Origin of the sequence: Bradyrhizobium sp. CCBAU 45384 (genome assembly GCF_028128665.1) — a bacterium.
GTDB classification, from domain to species: Bacteria; Pseudomonadota; Alphaproteobacteria; order Rhizobiales; family Xanthobacteraceae; genus Bradyrhizobium; species Bradyrhizobium manausense.
In genome coordinates this window covers 68536-91206 of record NZ_LBIZ01000105.1, presented here as the reverse complement: position 1 = coordinate 91206, position 22671 = coordinate 68536, and the positions used below count along the sequence as shown (strand labels likewise).

The window sequence follows — 22671 nt, the reverse complement described above, 5'->3', positions numbered from 1 at the left end:
CCTTCTGATTGCTTCGGTCACCGTCGCGAAGATGATCGACTCCCCTCCAGACGGCTATGTCCCCTCCATCATTGAATTCGCGGGAGAACTTCGAATTCGTGAAATCGCGGCGGCGAAGGCAACGTCCATTCGAGCGTAGTCGCTCCCGCTCCCCACGGGTTGCCAGCCGCTCTCGACTTGCGGGCAAGGGCGTAAACGAGCCCGGAAAAGAACACGAGCAGGCCGGCGGCGGAAACATAAGCGCCGATCGAGGAGATCAGGTTCATGCCCGCGAACGCGTCCGGATAATCCACGATGCGTCGCGGCATTCCCGACAGGCCGAGGAAATGCATGGGAAAGAATGCGAGATTGACGCCGATGAAGGTCAGCCAGAAGTGCAGCTTGCCCAGTGTCTCCGAGTACACGTATCCCGTAAACTTCGGGAACCAGTAGTACCATCCGGCGAAGATCGAGAAGACGGCGCCCAGTGACAGCACGTAGTGGAAGTGTGCGACGACGTAGTAAGTGTCTTGTAACGATCGATCGACCCCCGGATTGGCGAGCACCACGCCGGTCACGCCACCGATCGTGAACACGAAGATGAATCCAATCGCCCAGAGCATTGGCGTTTCGAATTTCAACGAACCGCCCCACATGGTGGCGATCCACGAGAATATTTTGACACCGGTTGGCACGGCGATCACCATGCTGGCGGCAGCGAAATAGGCCTGAGCGCTGCTCGACATGCCCACGGTGTACATGTGATGGGCCCAGACGACGAAGCCGATGAATCCGATGGCAATCATCGCATAAGCCATTCCGAGATAGCCGAACACGGGTTTGCGGCTGAAAGTCGAGACCACCTGGCTGATGATCCCGAACCCGGGCACGATCATGATGTAGACCTCTGGGTGACCGAAGAACCAGAAGAGGTGTTGGAACAGCACGGGGTCGCCGCCGCCATCCGGGGCGAAGAAGGTCGTCCCGAAATTGCGGTCGGTTAGCAGCATGGTGATGCCGCCGGCGAGCACGGGCAGTGATAAGAGCAGCAGGAATGCCGTCACCAGCACCGACCACACGAACAAAGGCATTTTGTGCATGGTCATGCCGGGGGCACGCATGTTGAAAATGGTGGTGATGAAATTGATCGCACCCAGGATCGAAGACGCGCCGGCCAGATGTAGCGACAGGATAACGAAATCAACCGACGGGCCGGGATGCCCGGCGGTTGAGAGCGGTGCGTAGAGTGTCCAGCCGGTGCCTGCTCCGGTAGAGCCGGGTTCACCTTCGACGAACATGGAAATGATGAGCAGCGCGAACGAGGCAGGGAGCAGCCAGAATGAGATGTTGTTCATACGCGGGAAGGCCATGTCCGGTGCGCCGATCATCAAGGGGACCAGCCAGTTACCGAAACCTCCCATCATAGCCGGCATGAGCGTGAAAAAGATCATGATCAGGCCGTGGCCGGTCACGAAGACGTTGTAGGTGTGCGGGTTGGCGAAGATCTGCACGCCTGGCTCTTGCAATTCGGCCCGGATCGCCACTGACAATATCGCGCCGATCAATCCGGCGGACATCGCAAACACCAAATACATCGTGCCGATGTCCTTGTGATTGGTCGAGTAGACGTAGCGACGCCAGCCCGTTGGGTGATGGTTTATATGCCGATCGGAGGAGGCGGCTTCTGACACCGACATCTTTATTTTTCCTTGAGCTGCGAGGCGCGCTCGCCCTGTGACGAACCCTTATCTCGACAGAACGCTTGACGGTTTCAATCCAGGGTTCTTCGGCCCCATTCTTTTAGAGTGCTGGCTGTCTTCTGATCGTCTGGCGAAAGGCTTCCATGCTCATTCGCAGTCTCCCGCACGTCCTGACGATCTTGTCACGCAAAGCGTGGTTTATGACGAGAGCCCTCAAGGCACCCCCTAGATCGCGCTGCTTCCGATCTGACGCAGTCGGGGAGGCCAGTCCGAAGTAAGCCGGATCGAGTTCGTGCATGTAGCACGGCGGCGACGCATATTCGTTTGTGGCGGGCTCGTCATAGTGGCGTTCAAAGCAGCCTCGGCTCATATTCATCTTTTCATTCATCGACACGCGCCTCCTCGTTCGTTGCCCGGAAGTGGTGACGTGTAGTCCACGTCCAATCTTGCTGCGACGTCTGTCCGAATTCCTTCCGATCAGACTGGCCTGGCCCATCGCGCGACAATCTGTAGGTCGGCGACGAACGACAAAATCGATTCGAAGTGCGAACCATTTGACGTTGTCATTGGCCACTTCCGCATGGAGTCACTCTCCGACGACTCGTAGCTCGTGCTGGCTTGCAACGGAAAGCAAGGCCGGACGCCGCGATTCACCCGTTGAGAGGGGAAACGCGTTCGGTGTGGCGCTTCCCAACCCGCGTTTTGCGGCATAGCTGCGACGAAACAGGACGACCTCGCCGACGACAGATAGAGCGATTTCTTCCGCTGTACGTGCGTCGATATTGATCCCGGCTGGCGCTCGAATGCGATCGAGAGACGGGCGATCGAAGCCGGCCGCGCGCAAATAGTCGATGACAAGGGCAGTTCTTTTCCGACTCGCAATCAGGCCGATGTAGCCAGCATCGCTGGCAAGCAGGCGTCGCAGCGAGTCATGGTCGCCGCGATGCTGGGTCGCAATGACCACGAAGTCGTTCGCTGTCGGCCTGAGCGCGACGTAGCTGGGATCATCGATGATCAGGTCCTTCGCGTCCGGATATCGATCTGGGGAAGCCGCGGGATCATCTACCACCACGTCGAACGACAGCAGCGCACCGAGGTGGCAAAGGCATTCGGCCACGCGTCCGTGACCGAGAATCCAGAGCGTGGGTCGCGGGATGACGGGCTCGACGTAAACCCGCATGCATGGCATGCCCGCGCCGAGGACTTCATCGTCAAGATCGAGATCGACGACTTGTGGAATTTCGCTCTCGAGGACTTCGATAGCAGCATGTGCAATGGTTGATTCGGCACGCCCGCCGCCAACCCACCCGCATATCACCGTGCCTTCGCCGTCGAAAATCGCTTTGGCGCCCACGCGCGCTGAGGTGGAGCCTTTTGCCTCGATCACTATGCCGAGCGCAAAGGGTCTTTGGGCGGCCATCAATTCCGACGTTACGGTCAGAACGTCTGTCCCGGCGAAATCAGCAGTCGGCCGCGTCATTGCCATCGGCGTATGCCCTGACATCGCTACGTACCGATCCGGAGGAACGATCACCGCCGATCGGCCGCAGCCCTTGGACTAACCGAGACCATCGTCGCTCTTCAGTTTGAAGCAGACAAACGAATTTAATAGCGCTATCAATACAAAAAAAGTGCTGTATGGCCCGGAGGGCGGACCCGTGGACGTGGAGCTTGCGCGAACCTTTCTGGAGATCGTCAAAGCCCGCAGTTTTGTGCGAGCGGCGGAACAGCTCAATGTGAGTCAAACGGCGGTAAGTGCACGTATTCGAACGCTGGAGGAGCAGCTTGGCCGCCCCCTGTTCGTTCGCAACAAAAATGGTGCGTCGCTCACGGCGGCTGGCGAGCAGTTCCTGCGTTACGCGCCAATGTTCGTGCAGTTGTGGCAAAGGGCGCGACATCAGGTCGCTGTGCCCCCCGGGCGGCGGGCTGTTCTGGCCATTGGCGGTGAGTTGAGCCTCTGGCATCCGTGGCTCATCGAATGGCTTCACTGGATGCGCCACTCCGCGCCCGATGTTGCGCTTCGCGTCCAGGTCGACGTGCCCGACGGCCTGACCAATCAAGTGTCGACGGGCGCGTTAGATATAGCGGTGATGTATACACCGCAGCATCGGCCCGGTGCGCGTGTCGAATTGCTTCTAGAGGAAAAGCTTGTTCTCGTTACGACCAAGCCGGAAGCCGGGGCGGTCGCGTTGGACAGCTATGTCTACGTCGACTGGGGGCCAGACTTTGCCCATCATCACGAGCTAAGTTTTCCCGAAGACAACAACCCAGGTCTTTTCGTCGGCCTCGGGCCGCTGGCGCTGACCTACATCCTCGAAGCGGGCGGATCAGGTTATTTTCGACAGCGCGTGGTTGCGCCTTACATAGCCGCAGGAAAGCTGCACCTCGTTCCGGGCGCCCCGAGTTTCTTCTATCCGGTCTACGCCGTCTGTTCAGCGCAAGCCGACAATGAATTGATCGACTTGGCCCTTGATGGACTGCGCGGCATCGCTTCAGCCGACCAGCTGGGCCGCAGATCCACCGCGGTCGCCCCGTCGGCCTTATGAGCGGCGCCTGCACACGCGAGCGTTCGGCGTAACCGGCGTGCGGCGAGCCTTCGACGCTCGCCTAGGCCGCTCGCGCTTTAAGTCAAGATAACCGCCACGATCATCCCAACGAGCGTCAGGACAAGACCCGCGACCAACATCGGGACTAGGCTGCTGCCGGAATAGGGATCAGTGGAAGCCTCATCGCTCACGGGTTGGCCTCGATATCTCATGGCTTTTCTCCTTCCTACTGGCGCGTGGATCTTTCGCAATGGCCGAGCATGAGGCGGTTGGCGTTCGCGATGCCGGATTCGAGGCTCGAAGCAATCCGTCGCGCGCGTTCGGCGAACTGCGACGCGGATTCCGGTGGGCAGATCTCGCGCGCGGTCTGCTCGAACGGTTCGAGCCGATCGGGGTCGACAGGCAACGGAATGTGGGTGTGCCCTGATGGCGCCTGGTCATCAGCCGGACCGATGACCCGAAGGCGCACATCGCGAAAGGTTTGGTTCCCAATCGTGGATGCGCGCATCGAACACGCGCGCCAGTATGCCGTCCGCTCGAACGGTCGCGTAAAAGGTACGCACTACCCCCTCATTTATCGCCTCGCTAATTCCGCTCCGCTCCGCGATCCCGGCAGAAATCCGTTCGCGCCGCTCCACCGGCATCATGAGAACTCCATAATAGGTATTTGCGATACATGTTTACAGGAGTATAGTTACGCTGCAAAGCCAAATTTCGGAGGGCTCCTCAATGACTGACGTCTGGCTCCCATCCTTGACGACTGATAACCCCCAGGCCGGCTTTGAGCTCGCAGTAAAGCTCTCGCGAATGGGCGTGAAGCTGACGCAGCCCTCCGATCAAGTGAGATCCCATCTGCGCGCTGCTTACGAGCAAGATTCCGCGCAACTGATAACCGCCTCCCACGTGATTGCGGTCCACTTCCAAACAGTTGCCGCGGCAAACAACTGGTGGCGATAGCGAGGACGGTCTGCCGCCCAGGCATGCTCACTCCGAGTGTTCTGGAACTGCCTCAAACCAGCGTCAACGTAAGCAGCTCCAGCGCATGGCATCATCTAAAGCAGCGCCGCGCTGGGGCATGGACCCCGAGCCGCGCGGACAAATCAAGATAGGCGAACCGATCAAGGAAGGGCGGCTGCGCGCGAACAGAGCCTGTCGCGGGGCGCGTTCGATCGAAAATGATATTCGCGCTATTGGACTTCCCGTTCCCTCCGCGTGAAACAAATGGCTGAAAGCATTGCAGCCTGATTTGAGATGCGCGCTTTCGCCGCAATGATCACGGCGCCAGAAATAGCTATGTTTGTCTCGCTATGATCTATGTCATCGACGTCGAATCGCGCATCGCGCGGCTACAACTGCGCGCTGGTCGCCTGCACGCAGGCATTTAGCCGGACGGCTGCGCGCCGTCCGGGTTCTCCTCCCTTTGTTGATTGAATGTCGTGGCTTCCGTCTGAGAGCCGCCTCGTATCGAATAAAAGGAGCCTGCCGTGTTGCCTCTCCCGAAGATTACATTGACGTCATCCGACCATCCTCGTCTCGAGCAAATCGCGCGCGGCCGCCCAGCACGGGGATATTGACGCGATCTTCCTAGTCGGCGAAATTAGCCGGTCGGAGATTGTGCCCGACGACATGTGTCACGTTGACTCGCTCGTAACGATCGGATCGTGGGTCACGTACCGGACGAACTGGGGTGTGCCCCGAAAGACTGTCCAGCTGGTCTGGCCTGAAGACCAGTCATCTGATCTCGCTTGCGTTTCAGTTTTGTCGTCGTTGGGCGCAGCCTTGATCGGCCTGCGAGTGGGCGACCAAATGCCCTACTTCGTCGGCGGCTGCCTGAACCTCGTCAGGGTTCAGAGCGTGAAACGATCCGAAGCCAATGTCGTGCCGCTGTTCCGTGCACCGGCACTGGCGAAAGCGCCGCCGTTTGACGATGACCCAGGACCAACCGCCGCCTAGACACGGATCAAAGGGACAATTGGAGACATCAATGACTCATACCAAGACCAACGGTCGAAAACGGGAAGCAGTGCTGCCGCCCATCAAGGTGACAGAGGATGATAGGCGCCGCCTCAACGTGCTGGCCAACTCGAGTATCGAACTCTTCCCACGCGTCTCTCATTTTCTCGCAAGAGAATTGGAACGTGCGACCGTTCTCGCCGACGTCGCAGATCTAGACGGGGTCGTTAGGATGGGTTCGCAAGTCAGCTACCGGGTTGATGAGACGAACGAAACCCGTGAAGTAGTGCTTGTCTATCCCCATGAAGCTGACATCAATCTGAACAGAATCTCGGTCCTAACTCCCGTCGGAGCAGCCCTAGTCGGTCTATCCACCGGACAGAGCATAGAATTTCAAACACCGGGCCGCCAGACCAGGTCATTGACTGTGCTTGGTGTATCCCAATGAGCGGCAAGCGCTGCGCCCCGCAAGTGCAGTCGGTACCGTTTTTGGGTACCCCAAACCATTGAAGCCGCTGATTCCGACGGTGCTGCCCGGATCTACCAACTCGGCGGCATCGTCCGCGGTCATCACCTTGGACAGCAGGTTCCGATCACCAATTCGCGAACTATTCATTGCCTCTCCCACCTTGGCTCGGCAGATTCGCCTGATACCGGGACATGCTTGAACCCGGCTGATCTGGATCAAGACCCAGGTTGCACTGGCGGCCGCGCGCGATGAACTTCCGTTGCCCCGAGCGGGTCAGGCGCTCGGTCTCAATGCTCCATTCCCGGCATTACTTCGCCGTTGTAGATCTCGGGGTTCTTTGCACCCTCCACATGAAGAACCCCGAGAAGACCTCGTTCCATACGGGCAAGTGCGTGATCGACGAGAGTGAAGTTGCCTGGCACGTCCAGCTTGAATTCGGTGATGACGGCGCCACCCGGCGGAACGGTAACCGTCTGGATGCCTTGGAGAGGAGGCGTGGTGATGCTACCCAAATTGTACACCTTATCGAAGATCTCGCCGATGACGTGGAATGACGAGGTGTAGTTGGGTCCGCCGACTCCGAAGAAGATCCGCACGGTGTCGCCGACTTTGGCGTCAAGCGGGTGCAGCTTGCTGAGCGCACCAACCGAGCCATTGAATACGAAATATTCGGGTCGTTCATTGAGGAGCTTGTCGACGCTGAATTCGGCGCTGCCGTGCTGGCCGAAGGCGATGTCGGAATAGATTTCGCCTTGCATCACATAGAATTCGCGGTCGACAGCTGGAAGCCCGCCCTCCGGCTCGACGAGAATGAGACCGTACATGCCGTTGGCGATGTGCTCGGCGACCATGGGCGTCGCGCAGTGATAGACGTAGAGCCCCGGCGCCAGCGCCTTCCAAGTCATCGATTTCTCCTTGCCGGGGTCGACCTGCAGCGCGGCCGCACCGCCGCCAGGACCCGTCGCCGCATGGAAATCGATAGAATGGATCATGGCACTGTCAGCCGAGTTCTTCAAATGGATGTCGATGGTGTCGCCGACACGTACTCGGATGAACGGGCCTGGCACTTTGCCGTTGAAGGTCCAGTAGCCGAACGTGGTGCCTTCGGCGAGCCTGCCCTCGACCTCGACGCTCAAGAGATCGACGCGAACGGTCTGCGGGTCGCGCTTGCCGATCGGGGGCGGCAGATCGCCAGGCTCGCGGGAGATGTCTGCCTCAACCACGGTCTGCGGAGATGGCCTCGGCGTCACTATGAACTGGCCTTCCATGCCCGCCAGACGATGTCCCGGTACGCTGCAGTAATACGTGAAGTCACCGGATTTGTTGGCTCTGAACGCGATGGTCGTACTCGCGCCCTTGCCGGTGACCCGCGGAGATTTGGTGTCCTGGTCGGGAAAGACGATGTCGTGCTCGGCACCTTCGCCGTTGATGAGCGTGAGCTGGACGACCTGATCTTCGGAAGCGGTCAGCACGGGGTTGACCTTGCCCTCAATCGCGCCGCCGACACCGATGTAGACCATGCGTCCTTCGGCGATGCCGGACCGCAGCGTGTATTTCGCGTCGGCAATGTAGCCGATATCGGCGCCGGTAGCGCTCTGGGGCCGGCTCGGGGTCGGCGATGGTGCTGGGGTTGGCTGAGCTTGAGGAGTCGAGGTTCCCGCGGAATTCTGGCCGGCGATGGCAGAGGCGGCCAGGAAGGCGATGACATCGGCACGGTCGTGATCCGTCTTCAAGCCTGGGAACGGCATCTTGTTGCCGGGTACGACCTTCGCTGGATCGTCGAGATATCGGTCGAGTGTCTGAGGATCCCAGACGAGGTTCGATTGCTTCATCGCGGGAGAGTAGTTGTAGCCCGGTTCGATACCCGACTTGCGGCCAATTACTCCGGCGAGTGAGGGGCCCAGCATGTTTTTTCCGGCCTCAATCGAGTGGCAGGCCTGGCACTTCCGGAAGACTAGGCGTCCGGCCGCCGGGTCGCCGCCGCGAGACGCCGGTGCTGCTGCGACCGACGGCGTCTGAGGTTTGGCTGCCGGAGCAGCCTGGCCGCTTGTCGTCGACGCCGGCGAGGGCGTCGTCTGCGTCATGTGATTATGGCTCGTTTGAGCCTGTTTTGTCTCCTCAGCCTGTGGAGCCCCTGTCTTCTCCGCCGAGGCAGTCTGCTGGGTGGCAAGTGCAGGCGACGATGGCGCAGGCTGCGGCTCGGCATTAGCTCTGGGAGCCGATTGCGAGGACGGCGTGTTGCGCGCGATCTCGCGTCCGGCTCCAGCTGGCGGCTTCTCGGAGGAAGCAGTCTGGTTCTGCGGCCTAGCGCTATCGGTTGAATAGAAAACTTGCCCAACCCAGAAGCCGCCGATGATCAGAACCAAACCAATCAGGAGTATCGACCAGCGGCGCAGCGCCTCGGCGGCAGTGTCCCACATCGAATTGTCCTCCGGTGTTTCTTTATGAGTTTGCAAGCCTTCTATCGCGGAACCGCCCAACGTCAATTGGCAAATCGGAGGGCTGCCCGGCGGGTCGGAATGGCGATGCTTGGGCAGATCTGCGATCGCGGCTTCGTTGTTGCGGGGCCTTTGCTACAGAGCGGCGTGCCGCATGCTGTTCAACACTCCGCCCTCGCCCGGCGCGTTTTGTATGTCTCAGGCTAGGGGACTGACTTCGCCCTCATGAAAGGGCAGACTTGTCCAACTTTGCCCACGGCTGCCTCTACTTTGCTTGGCCGTACGACCGAGCTTCGAAAGCTCAAGACATTTCAGACGTCGCTGGGCTTCTACGATCTCGCGATCGCGGCGCCCTCGATGAAGGCAGCGCTCGAGGCCTGGGGCGCCGGCAGCAATCTCTTCCATCAGGGCGTCGCCAAGGAGACGGACGACCCGGACGTTGTCGCTGCGACGACGTCGAAACCCGGCGTGGTGCTCAAGCGGCCCGCCGGATCCAACGGCTGCTTCTCCGAGCACTCCGATCTCCCGTCCGACCTGGGATCCGGCGAGAACGGGCCCCGCCGCGAAAGACATCGGCCGAAGCCCGCCAAGATGCTCCCAAGATCAGCGAACGAGAAGCTCGAAAGGCCGCCGCCGACTTCGAGATGGAGCGGAATCGCCGCGAAGCCGAGCGCCGGTGGGAAGAGGCCGCCCGAGAAGGGGATCGCGAACGGCGCGAGAGGGCGGCGGCCAAAGCGCAAGCTGTGCTGGACAAGGCCGAGCGCGAGCACGACAGGAAAGCAGCGGCCATCCAGGCCGAAGTCGAGGCCCTCGAGAAGCGGTCACGCGCCGAGGATGACCGGTGGGAAAAAGAAACAGAACAGCTGCGAGCCGCGCTGCGACGTGCGCGCGAGTAGGCAAGCCTGTTGCCATGGCGGCTGAGATCTCACCCTCATCCGAACCGATTATATGATAAATCATATGGACCAATGAACCGTCGCATTTGACCGTGCCAATCATGGCTCGGTCAGGATTCGATCAGCGTTTTCCTACGCGAAATTCGCAAATCGCAAAGGCGCTCGCGCGTAATGTCGTGCGATTGCGAAAGGATCGAGGCTGGACGCAGGACGAGCTCGCGGCCAAGCTGGGCATCGAGCAGATGGCGGTGAGCCTGATCGAGAACGCCCGCGCCAACCCAACTCTTGAAGCACTGGAAGCCATCGCAGCCTGCTTCGGCGTGAAATTCGTTGACCTCTTCGAAACGCGCACAGCGAAATAGCCCTCGCTCTACGGGATACGAATTCCCTTCGCGGTCGCCCCTTCAAATTGAAAATTGATGCCGGCCTGCTCGAAAGCCGTACGAAGCTTCAGGAGTGTCGACGCGTAGGGCACCGACTCGCCCTTTTCGAAGCGCAGAATGGTCTTCTCCGAGACGCCGGATTTCTCGGCCAGTTCCCGCTTGCTCCAATACAACCAGGCGCGCGCTGCACGGGCCTGAGGTGGAGTAAGCAATTCGTTAACCATGAGTGGGGCTGACACAAGACGTCTTCCCTTGGGTATGGTAGATTGTGAACACTCTTTCGACGCTCTTCGTAGGGGACCACAAGCTAGACCGACCAGCACGGCCGTCTAGCCGTCCACCATACGTAATCTAATCCTTGAACGGGATTGAGTTGCGAGGCGGTCGGAAGATCAAAATCAGCGGAGTTTGGTTGGACTGCTCGCGGCGCAGCGTTCAGACGCGCACCTGGGCGTCCCCTGCACATCCCGACGTTTCCGTGTACCCGCCGGCGTTCGGCCGCCCCCTAAGATGCTCACGCTTCGTGCGCCGGCTACGTTCGCCGGCGATTATATGATTTATCATATCAATGGAGCTCTGTCGATGCACAGCAAGGACTCGTCGAATCCTTCCGATCGCCGAACCGGAGCCTACCGAGCTGGTGGTCGTCCAGACTTTCTTGAGCGGGCGCGCAGAAACGTGCCGGTTCGAGTCCTTTTTCCCCACCCTCTCAGCTGGTGGAGAACACGGCGGCCCGGGGAATTCAAGGAAGTCGACATCTACATTGCCCGTTTCGTTCTCTCCAAGTCCGCGATCATCGGCGAGGCCCATTGGCATCTTGGCGCCGCTGGCAATGCGGCGATCGCCATCAATGTTGCTCGCCGTGCGAACAAGCGGCGGGGCGCTTCGCTGGTGTCCCTGGATGTCGCCATGACGGCTGTTCTCTGCATCGCCCTGGAGGGCAACATCGAGGCGAAGCTGTTTATCGCCGCCATCCTCCACCAGCGGTCTGAGATCGACCAGATATCCGGCGAACTGTCGGACAGATGGCTCGATTTTGCCCCACCGTGGGCGTGACGAGCCAGCGGTCGACATGCCGGAGCCTGAGGATCGTGATCCGCCCGACGCATCACTTACACGAATCCTTCCAAAGGATTACGCGAGGTACATCTGCAGTCCATCGTGGCGCAACAATCCGGTTCGTGTGCGCGAGCTCGCGGCCGCGGGTTTCCAGTGTCGTCTATGCCCCCACTCGGAGGCGAATGGATACGTCATCGAGGCCCATCACCGCACCTATGTTCGCATGGGTTGCGAGATCGATGGCGATCTCACCGCCTTGTGTCGTGAATGCCACAGGGGAGTGACTTCTATGCTTCGTGCCCGACGTTACGCCGAGCTCAACCAGCCGATAGCGCAGGACTACACGAGACCCGAGATAGCCGCGCTCTTTGATCCATCAACTCCAGGAACGTTGAAATGAGTGTAGATCGTATAGCTCTGCGACTGATCGGCGTTGGACCGATGTTGATGCACTCGAGCCGGCTTGCCGACCCCTTGCATCCAACGACGAAGGCAATTTCAGCGATCACCTCAAAAAGGGCCAAAACGGACGCGGATCACGAGCGGATTGCAGAACTGGAATGGCATGGCTCGCTCTGGCTCTTCAATGGCAAGCCCTGCCTGCCACCCCACACGTTGAAGCGCGTGTTCGTAGACGGCGCCAAATTGCGCAGAAAGGGCCCCATCGCGAAGGCGGCGTTCCGGGCCGATGGTCCCGCAATCCTCGACTACGACGGTCCAGCGACCCTGCCCGAGCTTTGGGCTGATGAACGATTTCGATTCCGCGATGTCGTCCGCGTCCATGACGCGCTCACCATTCGAACCCGCCCTTGCTTTCCCGATTGGCGAGCAGAGGTGAGAGCAACGTATCTTCCGTCCATGATCAACCGCGCCGAGATCATCGAGTATTTCAGGATCTCGGGACCCTACGGGCTCGGCGACTATCGCCCGGAGTTCGGCCGGTTTCTCGTCGAAGAGATTACTTGAATGACCCGCCCAGTGGCCTGCCACTGAGCGCATGGCGTGGCGGGGCGTGTCCCGGCCTGACATGGCACGGCCCGGCTCAGCGAGCCCCGGGCACCGAACATCTGCAGTCGTTAGCGATTGCGCGCCGAAAGCGCGAATGGCGGAGTATTGCCTGTGCAAAGCAAACTCAGTTCGAACACCAACTCCTGCGGCGGACATCGGAATGCGGCACGCGTGCTGGTCTATTGGCGCACGCGTGCCGCGGACACCTTCGATCCGCGAATGCGTGCGAATATTGATAATTGGCTTCGTAGCCTGTCCGCGACCTCACCAGAATGGCGCGCCGCAATCGGGGGCGACGCAGCTTGCGCCGTCGCCATGGCTTTGCGTCTTTGGCCGCTTCGCGCAGTCTGCCCTCTCGTCGATATGGTCATGACCATACTGCTTGCCGCTGCATTCGATAATGCGGCCGCGGCAAACGTGCTGGCTGTCGTGCTGCAGAAAGCGCCAATTTCGCATCGAACGCGCAGGATGCTGTCGAGATCCTGGTCGACGCACCAGCGCAAATTGGCGCGGCGCACGACCAGCGGGACGCTTGGGGTCAAATTCCAGAAAACGCCAGGGAGCGAGTCGTGAAGCAAATAGCACATATGGGGCCGCTGGAGCGTGCCACCTACCGGCGGCTCTGGCGAAAACTCCGGGACTTTCGGTCCAACCTGTCCAAGCCGACGGTCGCAGCCACCGAACCGGACGAGCTTCCCGCGGCCGAGGCAGGTCCCCATGACGTCCGTTCGCAGGGCGGCAGATGGGTCAGCTTGCGAGAAGTTACGGAGAACCTTCTGCCTCCTTCACATCAGATTCGCGGAAAGTCGTTCAGGCCCGTTGCGACACGTGCGACCTTTCCAGTTACTCCCCACCTTGCCGCGGCGTCCTTGCTCTTCGCACGCCTTTTCGATCAACGTCCCGAGCTCCTGCGGGCGATCTATGAAGCCGCGCCGGTAGTCCTGATTGATATCGCCGATCGCCAGATGCTCGATCAGGTGACGGTCGTCTGGAAAGGCATTCTCTTCAGCGAAGATGCCCGGCTGATGGACACCTCTGAATTGAAGCATGTCTGCACCAAGATCGACGCAGCCTCTATGATCGTGAAGGAAACTCCGAAACCATCGCTCAAAGAGAGATACGAATATGAAGCGATCGATGCGCTCTGCGCGGAATGTCCAGTCGTCGCAATGTCGCCGCTAGCCGAAAGCCACTTGCCTGCCATTCTGCGTCAAGCAGCTACGGTGCGGATCGTCTTTCCAAGGCTTGACGCGGCGACCATTGCTCGGGTGATAAGGCTGCTGACCGGAGAGTCCGTCCGCGACACCATCAGCGAGAAGATCGCATCGCAGACCACTTTGGCTGATCTCGTCATAGCCGTGCGGTTTGATCGTACGCCCGCACAATGCATTGCCGAACTGCAGCGCCTGAGCGATGCCAAACAGAATCTCAAAGCAGCGCGTGATCTGGCGCTCTCGGACCTGCACGGGCTGGGAGAAGCCCGCGTCTGGGCTGAAGCGACAATCTCCGACATCAAAGCCTGGAAAGAGGGTCACATCTCCTGGTCTGCCGCGCTCTCGTCAGGAGTCGCGCTCAACGGTCCGCCCGGCTGCGGCAAGACAACTTTCGCCGCCGTCTTCTGCCGCGAAGCCGGGCTGCACATGGTGAGTGCCTCTTTGGCGAAATGGCAGGGTTCAGGCGAGGGACATCTCGGGCATCTCTTGCGCGCGATGCGACAGGACTTCGAGGAGGCACGCGCCAACATACCAGCGTGCGTCTTTATCGACGAGATCGATTCCATTGCCGACCGCGCCCGCATTGACCACGCATGGCGGGACTACGTTGTGGAAGTTGTGAATGCGGTGCTCGCCGAGATCGATGGCATCAAGGGGCGTGAGGGCGTTCTGGTCATCGGCGCGACCAACGCGATCAGTCGCTGTGAGCCCGCCCTACTGCGTTCCGGTCGCCTGGAGAAGATTGTCAACATTGGTTTGCCGGATTCTGCTGAACTGGAGCGCATGTTCAGGGTGCGATTGCGAGGCGACCTGCAGCAAGAGGACCTGACCGCGATCGTCGAGTTGGCAACCGGCATGGTCGGTGCGGACGTCGAGCGCGTGGTCAAGGACGCGCGCAGGACAGCCCGCAATGACGGAGGCCGGCCTCTCGCTTTGCGCGACCTGCGCGGCGCACTGGTGACGAGCGATGATCGGCCACTTGAGCTGCGATGGCGCAACTGCGTGCACGAAGCCGGCCACCTGGTGGCCGACGTGATCCATTTCGGTCCCGACAACGTGTTTGCGAATACGGCCCGGGTCGGCTCACGCGGCGGCAGATCGGTGCGCACCACTGCTCCGGCTTGCGCAGGAACGCTTGAGGTCTATCGCCGGCGGCTCCAGGTGATTTTGGCCGGACGGGCTGCCGAGGAACTGCTGCTCGGTGCCGGCTCGCATGGTGCGGGCGGGGCGCGGGAGTCGGACCTCGACCATGCGACATCGCTGGCGGCGGCCATGGTCGGTTCGCTCGGGGTGATCGGCGCGGATCACATCACCTACTTCGGTGCGCGTGACGATACGCGAACATTGTTATCGTTTGCGGAAGTCCGAGTGCGGGTCGCGCGCGAGCTGGCCGACGCGGCCGCGGCGGCACGGTCACTCCTCGAGGCAAACCGCGCGGTAGTCGAGGTTGTGGCGCAGCGGTTGATGGATCGTGGGCGTGTGGCGGGCTCGGAAGTCTCGGAGGTGTTGCGCCAAGTCAGCATTCAGGCATCGAGCGCCTGCGCTGCATCGGCGCAGGCGCAATCGACAACGTCGGCGACCAGTGCGGGAAGTGCACTAGTGCACGTTAGACATGGAGAGCACCGATGATCGCGACTAGTCAGACAAAGACTACCAGCCGCGCCGACCTTAAGACCGAGCCGAGTAAAACCGATCGCTTGCCGGCCAGAGTCGCGCTTCGCCCTCACCCGGAGCAATGGAGCGAGGAAGAACTCATGACTCTAAGTGAAGCGGCGGCGTTGTACTGGCCGATGGGTCCTCTGACCTGCACGTCGCTTCGCACAGCGGTGCGAGACGGCAAACTTGAGGTGGCCGAAATAGCGGGCAAGCTTCTGACCAACAAGATCTCGATCAGGAAGATGGCGCAATGCGTGGTGCGCGTGGACGCTGCGACGACCACCTCCGCCGGGCATCAGCCACCTGCGATGAGCCAGGCCATCGCCCCACGCACCGTTGCTGAATTCCGTCGCATGATGGCTGAAGGTCGGATTTGAACAGGAGACGGTGATGAAGCTCGCCGGACATCTAGGGCTCGTCCGCAGTCACTCCCGCTCGCTCGATCGAGAGGTGGTCCAAGATCGCGCGGTAATCCTTGGTTCGGTCCGGCTGCCGCAAGGATTCGGGGCGGCGGACAACCAACGCGCCACCGTCTTCAGGAAGGAGGACGACGCCGACGGAACGGGCCTGAAAGAGGTCCAGGACATGCGCTGCATGCTCCGCGTTGCTCATCTGCAGCTCCGGACCGAGAAACACGTAAAACGTAGGCAGGTAGCTTGCCATGAGCACGGACTGTGCAAGCGCATTGAGAGGATCGGGCCCGTACAGCGGCGATCCGACGTAGAGGTCCGCCCCCCCCACGATGAATCCTTCCGAGTTACGGAATTCGAATCCTATGGTCTGGAAGTATCGAATTGACGGTCGGCGTTGCGAAACCGTTCCGCGCCCAAACAGCTTCTTAGCTTGTATCGTGATCGCTTCGCTGCAGGCCGCCACGAGAACGGTACGTTCCCTGGCCCTATTCCCCTCGTACGCGTGGCCCTCGGACTTGCGCAATTCCTTGCGGAGGTCACGCAACGTCATCTTGCGCTGCTTGAGCGCTTGGAGAGCCTTGAGCCCGGCGACGGGGTCACGGCCGTAAAGCCGAATTGCGAGTTCGGCCGGACCGAAGGTGGGAGGAAGAAGCGAACCAGGGCTGAGAGCGTGGGAAGTTTCGATCTCGCCCAAGCGATCCAAGGCGGACACGTACCGGCGCAACATGAGCTCGGATAGCTCCGTGGCCTCGGTCGCAAGCTGCCAAACATCGATGCCACGTGGCCGTGCTGCACTCCATTCGCGCAGGATGGAACCGATCACATGCCAGGGCTGGCCGCTCTCGCGGGCATCGCGCAACCGCACTGCAGGGTCCTTTTTCACGCAAAATCCTTTTGACTTACTCGTAGTACAGTACTATTTGCGAGGCGACGCGTAGCACATTCCACGACTTTTACTCGCGCATGCCGGTCGGCAAGCCACAAGAAGTAACCTGAAATTCAAACCATTTTGCGGGGAAACATGGACTTATACCGTCGCCGACTCTCGGAGTTTCCACCGATTCCGTGTCGGAACGATTGCCGCTTTTTGGCAGGCAAGGCGCCAAAGGATGCGTTTCCGAGCGACACATTAGAGGATGTGGTTGCTCGGATCGGGGCCGACGCCGTCGACCGCCACGAGGTCGACGGAGTTGAAGCCACGGGCCGATCGGCAGTTCTCGCCAACTCCAATCGCCAGAGAACGCGCCCGATTGGCCGTCGCATGCTGTCCGCATTGCGACCGCTAGCTCGACAATGGCGGGCGGCGCGCGGCGGGGACCGCCTCCAGCGAGACCGAACGTGTCGCTACCATGGTGCGCTTCTTGGCGCCCTCCCGAGTTCGACTCCAGGTTACGAACACGACTGGAGCGCAGCTGCGCGCATCGTCAGAAATGCGACGGTACCGCCCGATGAGAAATCGGATGTCCTCCAGCGACAATGTCACGCGGGAGCCTAATAGCACATGGCACGCCAAGCGGCGGCACCTGGGCGAGATCAAGGATTCGCCTGCGGTGCCCCAATCGACACCCTTCGGCCAGTGACCAGGAGTGACGAGAAATGGGACAACATTTTTCGGGGATAAACGGGTTTGCTCCGGCACAGCTGCTCGAAGCATCCGATGCTGAAAGGTTTGCCATCGAGCGGTTCATGGCCACCAGCGACCTAGAGCTCGCCGACAAGTACAAGTTTCCGAAAGACGATGCGCAGGGCAATCGGTTGCCCGCGGAGATTTCAGGCCTGATTCCCGCCAATATTCTCAAGATCGACGGCGGCGAAATTGACTGGCGCGAGGCCATCACCCGATTTTTGGTTTGGCAAGGCCATCCGATCAAGAAGGCGGACTCGCTCGCGGATGTCGCGTACGCCTTATCCGAGCTTCATGCCAACCGTCGCGGTCCGAAGCGGAAGGGCCCTCGGCTTTACCCCCGTGGCAACTTCATCTGGATGACGGACGGCTTCGATCGCAAGACGACAGGGTTTCCCTATCAGAAGGGCGACAATTACAAGGCACACGTGGGAGCCAACGCCAAGCTCTCCGAAATGGTCGAAGTTCGAGTCCGCGCGGTGCTCGGCCGCATCCTCAAGCGAGATGTCACCGTCTCACAAATGTTCACGTGGTGGCTGCAAAAAAACATGCCGGGCGCGCGTCCGGATGGACTGTCGAAGGAGCGCTACGACACGGTCGCAAACGAGCTTGAGCATCTCGAAGAATACATGGGCAATGACACGCTCGAATGTCTGGGCTGGAGCACGGGCGTCAGCTACATCGAATGGGCCACTGCGCGACAGATCAAGTCGCAATCGTCTGAGGCTGATCCAACTGAAATCCGCTATGTCGCGCGAAGCACCGCCCGGCTGCATGTGCAAACCCTCGTCATGATCGTGCGGTGGTATTTTCAGGAATGTAACATCGACCCCGTTGCGATCAAGATACCGAGACAGCGGAGGCACGCCGTCCAGTACCTGACCATCGACGAGATCGTCCGATTGATCTCTGCGGCCCGCGGCAAGATCTACGACGCCGCAGGCAATATCATCGGCCATCACGACAGGCGTAGGCGATACGAGTGCGTGGTGAGATTCATCATCATCTATCTCTACGGAGGCACGCGGCACAACAACATCCTGCTGCTCACATGGTTTCAGGATGCGATCCTGGGGCACATCAATGTTGAACAGAGCTTCATAGAACGTCAGGGCCCCACCGCCGACATCACGAACAAGCAAAAAGGCACCTCTCCTCTGATCGGCTCGCTGGTCGAGCTTGCGCTGCGCTGGGCTGCAGAGGACGAGGCCATGCGTGAGACGTTTCCTGGCAAGTACGTCCACGTCATCCATGATGAGGACGGAAACGCACTCGTCGTTCTCGAGAAGGGCAAGGAGCATCTGAGGAGCCACCGCATGCAAAAGCTCTTCAACGAAGTACGTCAACTCGCCGGCCTCCCCCATGTTCGCCCTCACATGCTCAAGCACTCCGGCGTCACCTTCGCTGTCCGCGCCGGAATGCCCTTGGCGGAGGTCGAGCTTTCGTTTTCGACCTCACTGTGGACGCTTTGGACCTGCTACGTCCATCTGAAGCCGCAGCTTGTCGCCCAAAGGATCTACGATCCGTCGTTGCTCAAGCTGATCAATCTGCGCAAAATCTCATCCAAGCCGCTTTCGCGTGTGGTGGCTTCCACGAAAAAGTCGTTGCAGCCGGCGGCACGTGCAGGCGCGGCCAGCTATGCGTAGGCCGTCCGGCACGGTCTCGTCGCGCCCTCTGGCGGCCCAGAACGCCCTGCGCGATGGCGATGTGCGGATGTTCCTGCGCGAGGGCTTTTGGCCCGAAGCGAGCTGCGCGCAGGATGCTCCGGGTGCCGCTCTTGCGGCCGGCATTGCGCTCATGGCGCTCGCCGGTTTTCCGCCAAAGCTGTTGGCTAACGTCAAGCTGGCCAATGCCTTGCCGAAGGGCAAGCCGACTACCATCATGGTCGAGCTGGGCGGGCAACTGGAGGCGGTTCGGGTCACGCCAGCGGTTGCCGTCCTCATCGAGTCCTGGAAGCGCGTACGGCCTCCAACGACGTCAGACCGGCTTTTTGTCCGCCACGGTGGGGCTCCGTTTTCACGCAAGGGATTCATTCAAAGGCATTTCCAGCATCTTGGTCTGAATGGCTCGCTCCACTCGCACACAAGGCGGTTTTTCATCGAGCGCTTCTTCAGCGCGGTACGCGCCAAGGGCCTCAGCGTGCCCGAGGCGTCCGCTGTTGCTTCATCATTGGATCGCTATCTGGCGAGATTAGACCGCAGCCAACGCCATGCGAGCCCCAGTGTGGAGGACGAGCGGATTGTGCTCGAGCATGCGGACCCGTTTCCCGGTTCGAGCAAGCGGTTCTTCGAGGATTCCCATGCTCTATCAGACGCCAAGGCGCGCGGGACATTGCTCCCCGATCGGTATTTGGCCTGCTTTCGTTTGAAGGGCACGCCGGCCCATGGGCTGCCTGCGGATCACCCCCTGCGAGCTGATCTGGCGCGGATGGAGTGGTCTCCCGATTGGCCGATGCGGTACAGGCAATGTGCCGACCTCTATCGGCGTCATCGCGACGACATCAAGCGACACACCGGCGACGGGTCCATTCTGGTCGACGAGTGGGCGGAACTCTTCGGACTCTGCACGCGCCGTTACCGGGCCATGGCGCGCTACATCGAACAGCCGCTGCGGCCGACTCCCTTCTTCAAGTCCCGTCTGGATGCCTCTCAGTGCGAGCTTACGCTGGAAGAAGAGAGGCGGCTCGCCAGTATTGGCGCGACTGCCTGGCCGCGGTCGAGAGGAGAGTGCAGAAAGGTTCGGATCGCTGTGCTTCGAAAGCACGCCGGATTTGTTTTCGGGCTTGTAGAGGTCGGGAAGATTACAAACCGGCAAGGCGCCAGGCTGTTTCGAATGCCGCTCACAGCATTCGTCTGGGTGAAGCACGATTATGCTGCTGGCGTCTTCGATTATTGGCTCCGGTCCGAGCCGCTGACGCGAGCTGAATCGCTGTTATGGCGAGAATTCGTCTTCAGCAAGCGCGGCGAGCGCCGCAAAGGCCAGAAAGCTCCCGACTTCATTCGCGGTCTTCGGCTTCGCTACGGCGTGCCGCTCCCGCACGTCACCATGATGAAGGCTCTGAAAAAGAGGCCATCTTCCCAACGGCGGCAGAGTTCATACGGCAAGACGGCATTCCCGCTGAGCAAGGCCGAACGACGGCGTCTGGAGAAGATTGCCGCATCCAGCTGGCCCAGCAAGCGACGGATTCGCTTCCGGCTTTCACTGTTGCGAGAGCACGCTGCTTTTGTTTTCGATCTCGTCCGGCTGAAACGCTTGCGCCTGCCGGATATCGCCCGGCTATTCCGAATGGGCGCTAACCGAACAGGTGAGCTCTTCTTGCTCTATCGAGAAGGAGACTTGGCGCTCGCGCTCTACAAGCCGAGGTGGGCCGAGGCACGTGACCGCATGGCGCTTTTTCTGCGCGAGTTTAACGCACGAGACGATGGGCAAAGCCTGCCTGAGTTTCTTCGGGAATTTCGCCGCCGCCATCGAATATTTATTCCGGCCCACAATGCCCGTGAGTATCTGCGCAGGATCAGCAAGAAAGAAGGCAAGCCTGCGTCTTATGGCGGTAGCAAGCTGACAAACCTCCCGCGTCCTCCCCTCACCCGCGACGAACGGTGGCGGTTGAAGAAAATTGGAGGCATCGACTGGGAAGGCGCGCGCGACGTCGATGATCTGCGTCGGGAGATGCTGGGTTCGGAAGGCGATTTCTTGATGGGCCTGCTCGTGGACCGCAAGCTGTCGGTCAAGGAGGCCGCTCCTCTCATTAACGTTTCCCACTCTATTGTTCATGGAATGCGAACTGATTGGCTTGCTGGACTGTTCGCCCGTCATGTCGAGCCGCCGCCGGCCGGCGCGGAGCGCAAGCGCCAGATCAGGATCGTGCAGCGGCAACTGAACGGGGCGGGCAGCAACGAGCCGCTGGGGCATTTCGTTGTCAGACTGGGACGGCTTGGCGTGCTCCTGCCCCGTCACTTGATCGAGGACCTGCGGAAACGAGCTTGGTCCGCGGCCGCCTGATCCCGCTTTCTCCATAAGTGTCTCTTTGATTGTGGCCCGCCCGCAGGCGGGCCGCTTTTTTTGCCTTCGGCGACCTCGCGCGGACGCGCCGCTCGAACGCGCATGTCATGTCGACGATCGCGGTCTCTGGGAGCCGTCGCTTATCGCAGCTGCGCTCGTACGCGAGGAAGATGCAGGGCCGCCCCGTGCGGCCCGCGCGCAATTGTGACCACATTGCGGCAGAGAGCGGTTTGCCACATTTGCCGGGAATTGAGCGGGTCGTGTACATGAATTTGTGCATCAATTAGGCTGCCCCGGTCTCGAAAGGATGGATTAGGTCGCATGAAACGACCCAAAACCGCTCCGAAACGGGTCAAATTGGCTTAACAACGCAAGTCCGGTCGCGATCGGCGTCAGCCATGAAAAGTTTAACCGCTGAGTAGTATTTAAAAATAGACAGATGTTTCAGTTATTTAGCTGGAAATAGTCCCCTTCCAGCTTCTTCTTGTACCGAATTTTGTGCGATAATTAGACGCCGGACGGCGAGATCAGATGAGATTGTTTGAGAACGAAGTCATTGTCGACTGTGCTAACAAGTAAAATAGGGACACCTTAAAACCGAATCTCATGCCCCGTACGGCCCGTCTCATTGCACCTGGCCACCCTCACCACGTGACGCATCGCGGCGTCGACCGACAGCGCGTTTTCTTCGCTGACTCGGATTACCAAGACTATCTCTCCATTCTCGAGCAGGAAGCGCGGCGGACAGGCACGGCGGTCTGGGCCTATTGTCTGATGCCCAACCACGTCCATCTGGTTCTCACGCCTTCGACTGCCACCGGGCTCGGTCGCACGATCGGAGAAACGTCCCGCCGGTTTGCACGTCTCAGCAACCGGCGTCGCGAAGTTAAGGGGGCGGTATGGCAGAGCCGATTCTACTCCGTGGCGTTGGACGAACGGCACCTTCTGGAAGCGGTGCGATACGTCCTGCTCAATCCCGTCCGCGCCAACCTGACCGGGAGCGCTGATTTTTGGCCATGGTCGAGCTTCCGGGCGCACAAGACGGGCCATGACAGCATTGTAGTCCCCTCGCCACTTGCCGACCGCATCGGGGCTGTTGAAGCGTTCTTGGCCACAGGCATGACGCGCGACACCGCGGACCAAATTAGGGCAGCCACGCGGACGGGGCGGCCGTTGGGCGATAAAATCTTCTCGGAACGCATTGCTCGCTCTCAAGGCGTCGAACTCCCGACGCGCGGCCGAGGCCGTCCGGCCTTCACAGGCCGGCCGCAATAATGGCGGTAGGCGCCTGCCAAAGACGGCGATCAAGGTGAGTGTCCAAGTCGCAGGCA

19 protein-coding genes and 2 pseudogenes are annotated in these 22671 nt (G+C 60.3%); 16 read left to right on the top strand and 5 right to left on the bottom strand.

Annotated elements, in window-relative coordinates; all coding sequences use genetic code 11:
* Window positions 1-68 precede the first annotated feature (68 nt).
* On the bottom strand, window positions 69-1676 hold the full coding sequence (gene ctaD, locus XH80_RS16200; RefSeq protein ID WP_271599422.1) for a cytochrome c oxidase subunit I: 1608 nt from the start codon (window positions 1674-1676) through the stop codon (window positions 69-71).
* A gap of 589 nt (window positions 1677-2265) precedes the next feature.
* Window positions 2266-3165, bottom strand: coding sequence for an XdhC family protein (locus tag XH80_RS16195; protein ID WP_271599421.1), 900 nt, complete (start codon window positions 3163-3165; stop codon window positions 2266-2268).
* 172 nt (window positions 3166-3337) lie between these two features.
* On the opposite strand from XH80_RS16195, the gene XH80_RS16190 reads away from it, so the two are divergent.
* The 6 genes and pseudogenes from XH80_RS16190 (at window position 3338) to rnk (ending at window position 6626) form a co-directional block, all read left to right on the top strand.
* Entirely contained in the window at window positions 3338-4225 is an 888-nt protein-coding gene (locus XH80_RS16190; protein WP_271599507.1) for a LysR family transcriptional regulator, read from the top strand.
* Between the two features lie 250 nt (window positions 4226-4475).
* The gene (locus tag XH80_RS16185; RefSeq protein WP_271599420.1) at window positions 4476-4652 is read left to right on the top strand and encodes a hypothetical protein; all 177 of its coding nucleotides are present in this window, start codon (window positions 4476-4478) and stop codon (window positions 4650-4652) included.
* A 302-nt stretch (window positions 4653-4954) separates the two neighbouring features.
* Window positions 4955-5182, top strand: coding sequence for a hexameric tyrosine-coordinated heme protein (locus XH80_RS16180; protein ID WP_271599419.1), 228 nt, complete (start codon window positions 4955-4957; stop codon window positions 5180-5182).
* Window positions 5183-5851: 669 nt separating this feature from the next.
* Window positions 5852-5980 (top strand): annotated as a pseudogene (locus tag XH80_RS16175) (GreA/GreB family elongation factor); the annotation flags it as partial.
* Between the two features lie 51 nt (window positions 5981-6031).
* On the top strand, window positions 6032-6178 hold the full coding sequence (locus XH80_RS16170) for a hypothetical protein (RefSeq protein ID WP_271599515.1): 147 nt from the start codon (window positions 6032-6034) through the stop codon (window positions 6176-6178).
* A gap of 31 nt (window positions 6179-6209) precedes the next feature.
* The gene (gene rnk / locus XH80_RS16165) at window positions 6210-6626 is read left to right on the top strand and encodes a nucleoside diphosphate kinase regulator (protein ID WP_271599418.1); all 417 of its coding nucleotides are present in this window, start codon (window positions 6210-6212) and stop codon (window positions 6624-6626) included.
* A gap of 308 nt (window positions 6627-6934) precedes the next feature.
* Here the strand turns inward: rnk and nirK are convergent, their stop codons facing one another.
* The gene (gene nirK / locus XH80_RS16155; protein ID WP_271599416.1) at window positions 6935-9067 is read right to left on the bottom strand and encodes a copper-containing nitrite reductase; all 2133 of its coding nucleotides are present in this window, start codon (window positions 9065-9067) and stop codon (window positions 6935-6937) included.
* Between the two features lie 243 nt (window positions 9068-9310).
* Between nirK and XH80_RS43980 the strand changes: the two are divergent.
* Both XH80_RS43980 and XH80_RS16145 read left to right on the top strand, forming a co-directional pair.
* Window positions 9311-9981: pseudogene (locus XH80_RS43980) on the top strand (cell envelope biogenesis protein TolA).
* Window positions 9982-10073: 92 nt separating this feature from the next.
* Entirely contained in the window at window positions 10074-10343 is a 270-nt protein-coding gene (locus tag XH80_RS16145; protein WP_271599506.1) for a helix-turn-helix domain-containing protein, read from the top strand.
* Between the two features lie 8 nt (window positions 10344-10351).
* On the opposite strand, the gene XH80_RS16140 is transcribed toward XH80_RS16145, so the two are convergent.
* Window positions 10352-10588 (bottom strand): helix-turn-helix domain-containing protein, encoded by a 237-nt coding sequence (locus XH80_RS16140; protein ID WP_271599415.1) that lies wholly within the window; start codon window positions 10586-10588, stop codon window positions 10352-10354.
* Window positions 10589-10916: 328 nt separating this feature from the next.
* On the opposite strand from XH80_RS16140, the gene XH80_RS16135 reads away from it, so the two are divergent.
* The 5 genes from XH80_RS16135 (at window position 10917) to XH80_RS16115 (ending at window position 15678) form a co-directional block, all read left to right on the top strand.
* Entirely contained in the window at window positions 10917-11420 is a 504-nt protein-coding gene (locus XH80_RS16135) for a hypothetical protein (protein WP_271599414.1), read from the top strand.
* Between the two features lie 444 nt (window positions 11421-11864).
* The gene (locus XH80_RS16130; protein ID WP_271599413.1) at window positions 11865-12389 is read left to right on the top strand and encodes a hypothetical protein; all 525 of its coding nucleotides are present in this window, start codon (window positions 11865-11867) and stop codon (window positions 12387-12389) included.
* Between the two features lie 153 nt (window positions 12390-12542).
* Window positions 12543-13004 carry a hypothetical protein gene (locus tag XH80_RS16125; protein WP_271599412.1) on the top strand — a complete coding sequence of 154 codons (462 nt, stop codon included), beginning with the start codon at window positions 12543-12545 and terminating at the stop codon, window positions 13002-13004.
* Between the two features lie 296 nt (window positions 13005-13300).
* Entirely contained in the window at window positions 13301-15274 is a 1974-nt protein-coding gene (locus XH80_RS16120) for an AAA family ATPase (protein WP_271599411.1), read from the top strand.
* A complete protein-coding gene (locus tag XH80_RS16115) occupies window positions 15271-15678 on the top strand; it encodes a hypothetical protein (RefSeq protein ID WP_271599410.1) in 408 nt (135 codons plus the stop codon). Before XH80_RS16120 ends, XH80_RS16115 begins: the two co-directional genes overlap by 4 nt.
* A gap of 31 nt (window positions 15679-15709) precedes the next feature.
* Here XH80_RS16115 and XH80_RS16110 read toward each other — a convergent pair whose 3' ends face one another.
* Entirely contained in the window at window positions 15710-16597 is an 888-nt protein-coding gene (locus XH80_RS16110; protein ID WP_271599409.1) for a hypothetical protein, read from the bottom strand.
* A gap of 713 nt (window positions 16598-17310) precedes the next feature.
* Between XH80_RS16110 and XH80_RS16105 the strand changes: the two genes are divergently transcribed.
* The 3 genes from XH80_RS16105 (at window position 17311) to XH80_RS43975 (ending at window position 22615) form a co-directional block, all read left to right on the top strand.
* A complete protein-coding gene (locus XH80_RS16105; RefSeq protein WP_271599408.1) occupies window positions 17311-18984 on the top strand; it encodes a tyrosine-type recombinase/integrase in 1674 nt (557 codons plus the stop codon).
* A gap of 67 nt (window positions 18985-19051) precedes the next feature.
* Complete coding sequence (locus XH80_RS16100) at window positions 19052-21340, top strand: hypothetical protein (protein WP_271599407.1); 2289 nt, start codon at window positions 19052-19054, stop codon at window positions 21338-21340.
* Window positions 21341-21946: 606 nt separating this feature from the next.
* On the top strand, window positions 21947-22615 hold the full coding sequence (locus tag XH80_RS43975; protein WP_442869148.1) for a transposase: 669 nt from the start codon (window positions 21947-21949) through the stop codon (window positions 22613-22615).
* Window positions 22616-22671 lie beyond the last annotated feature (56 nt).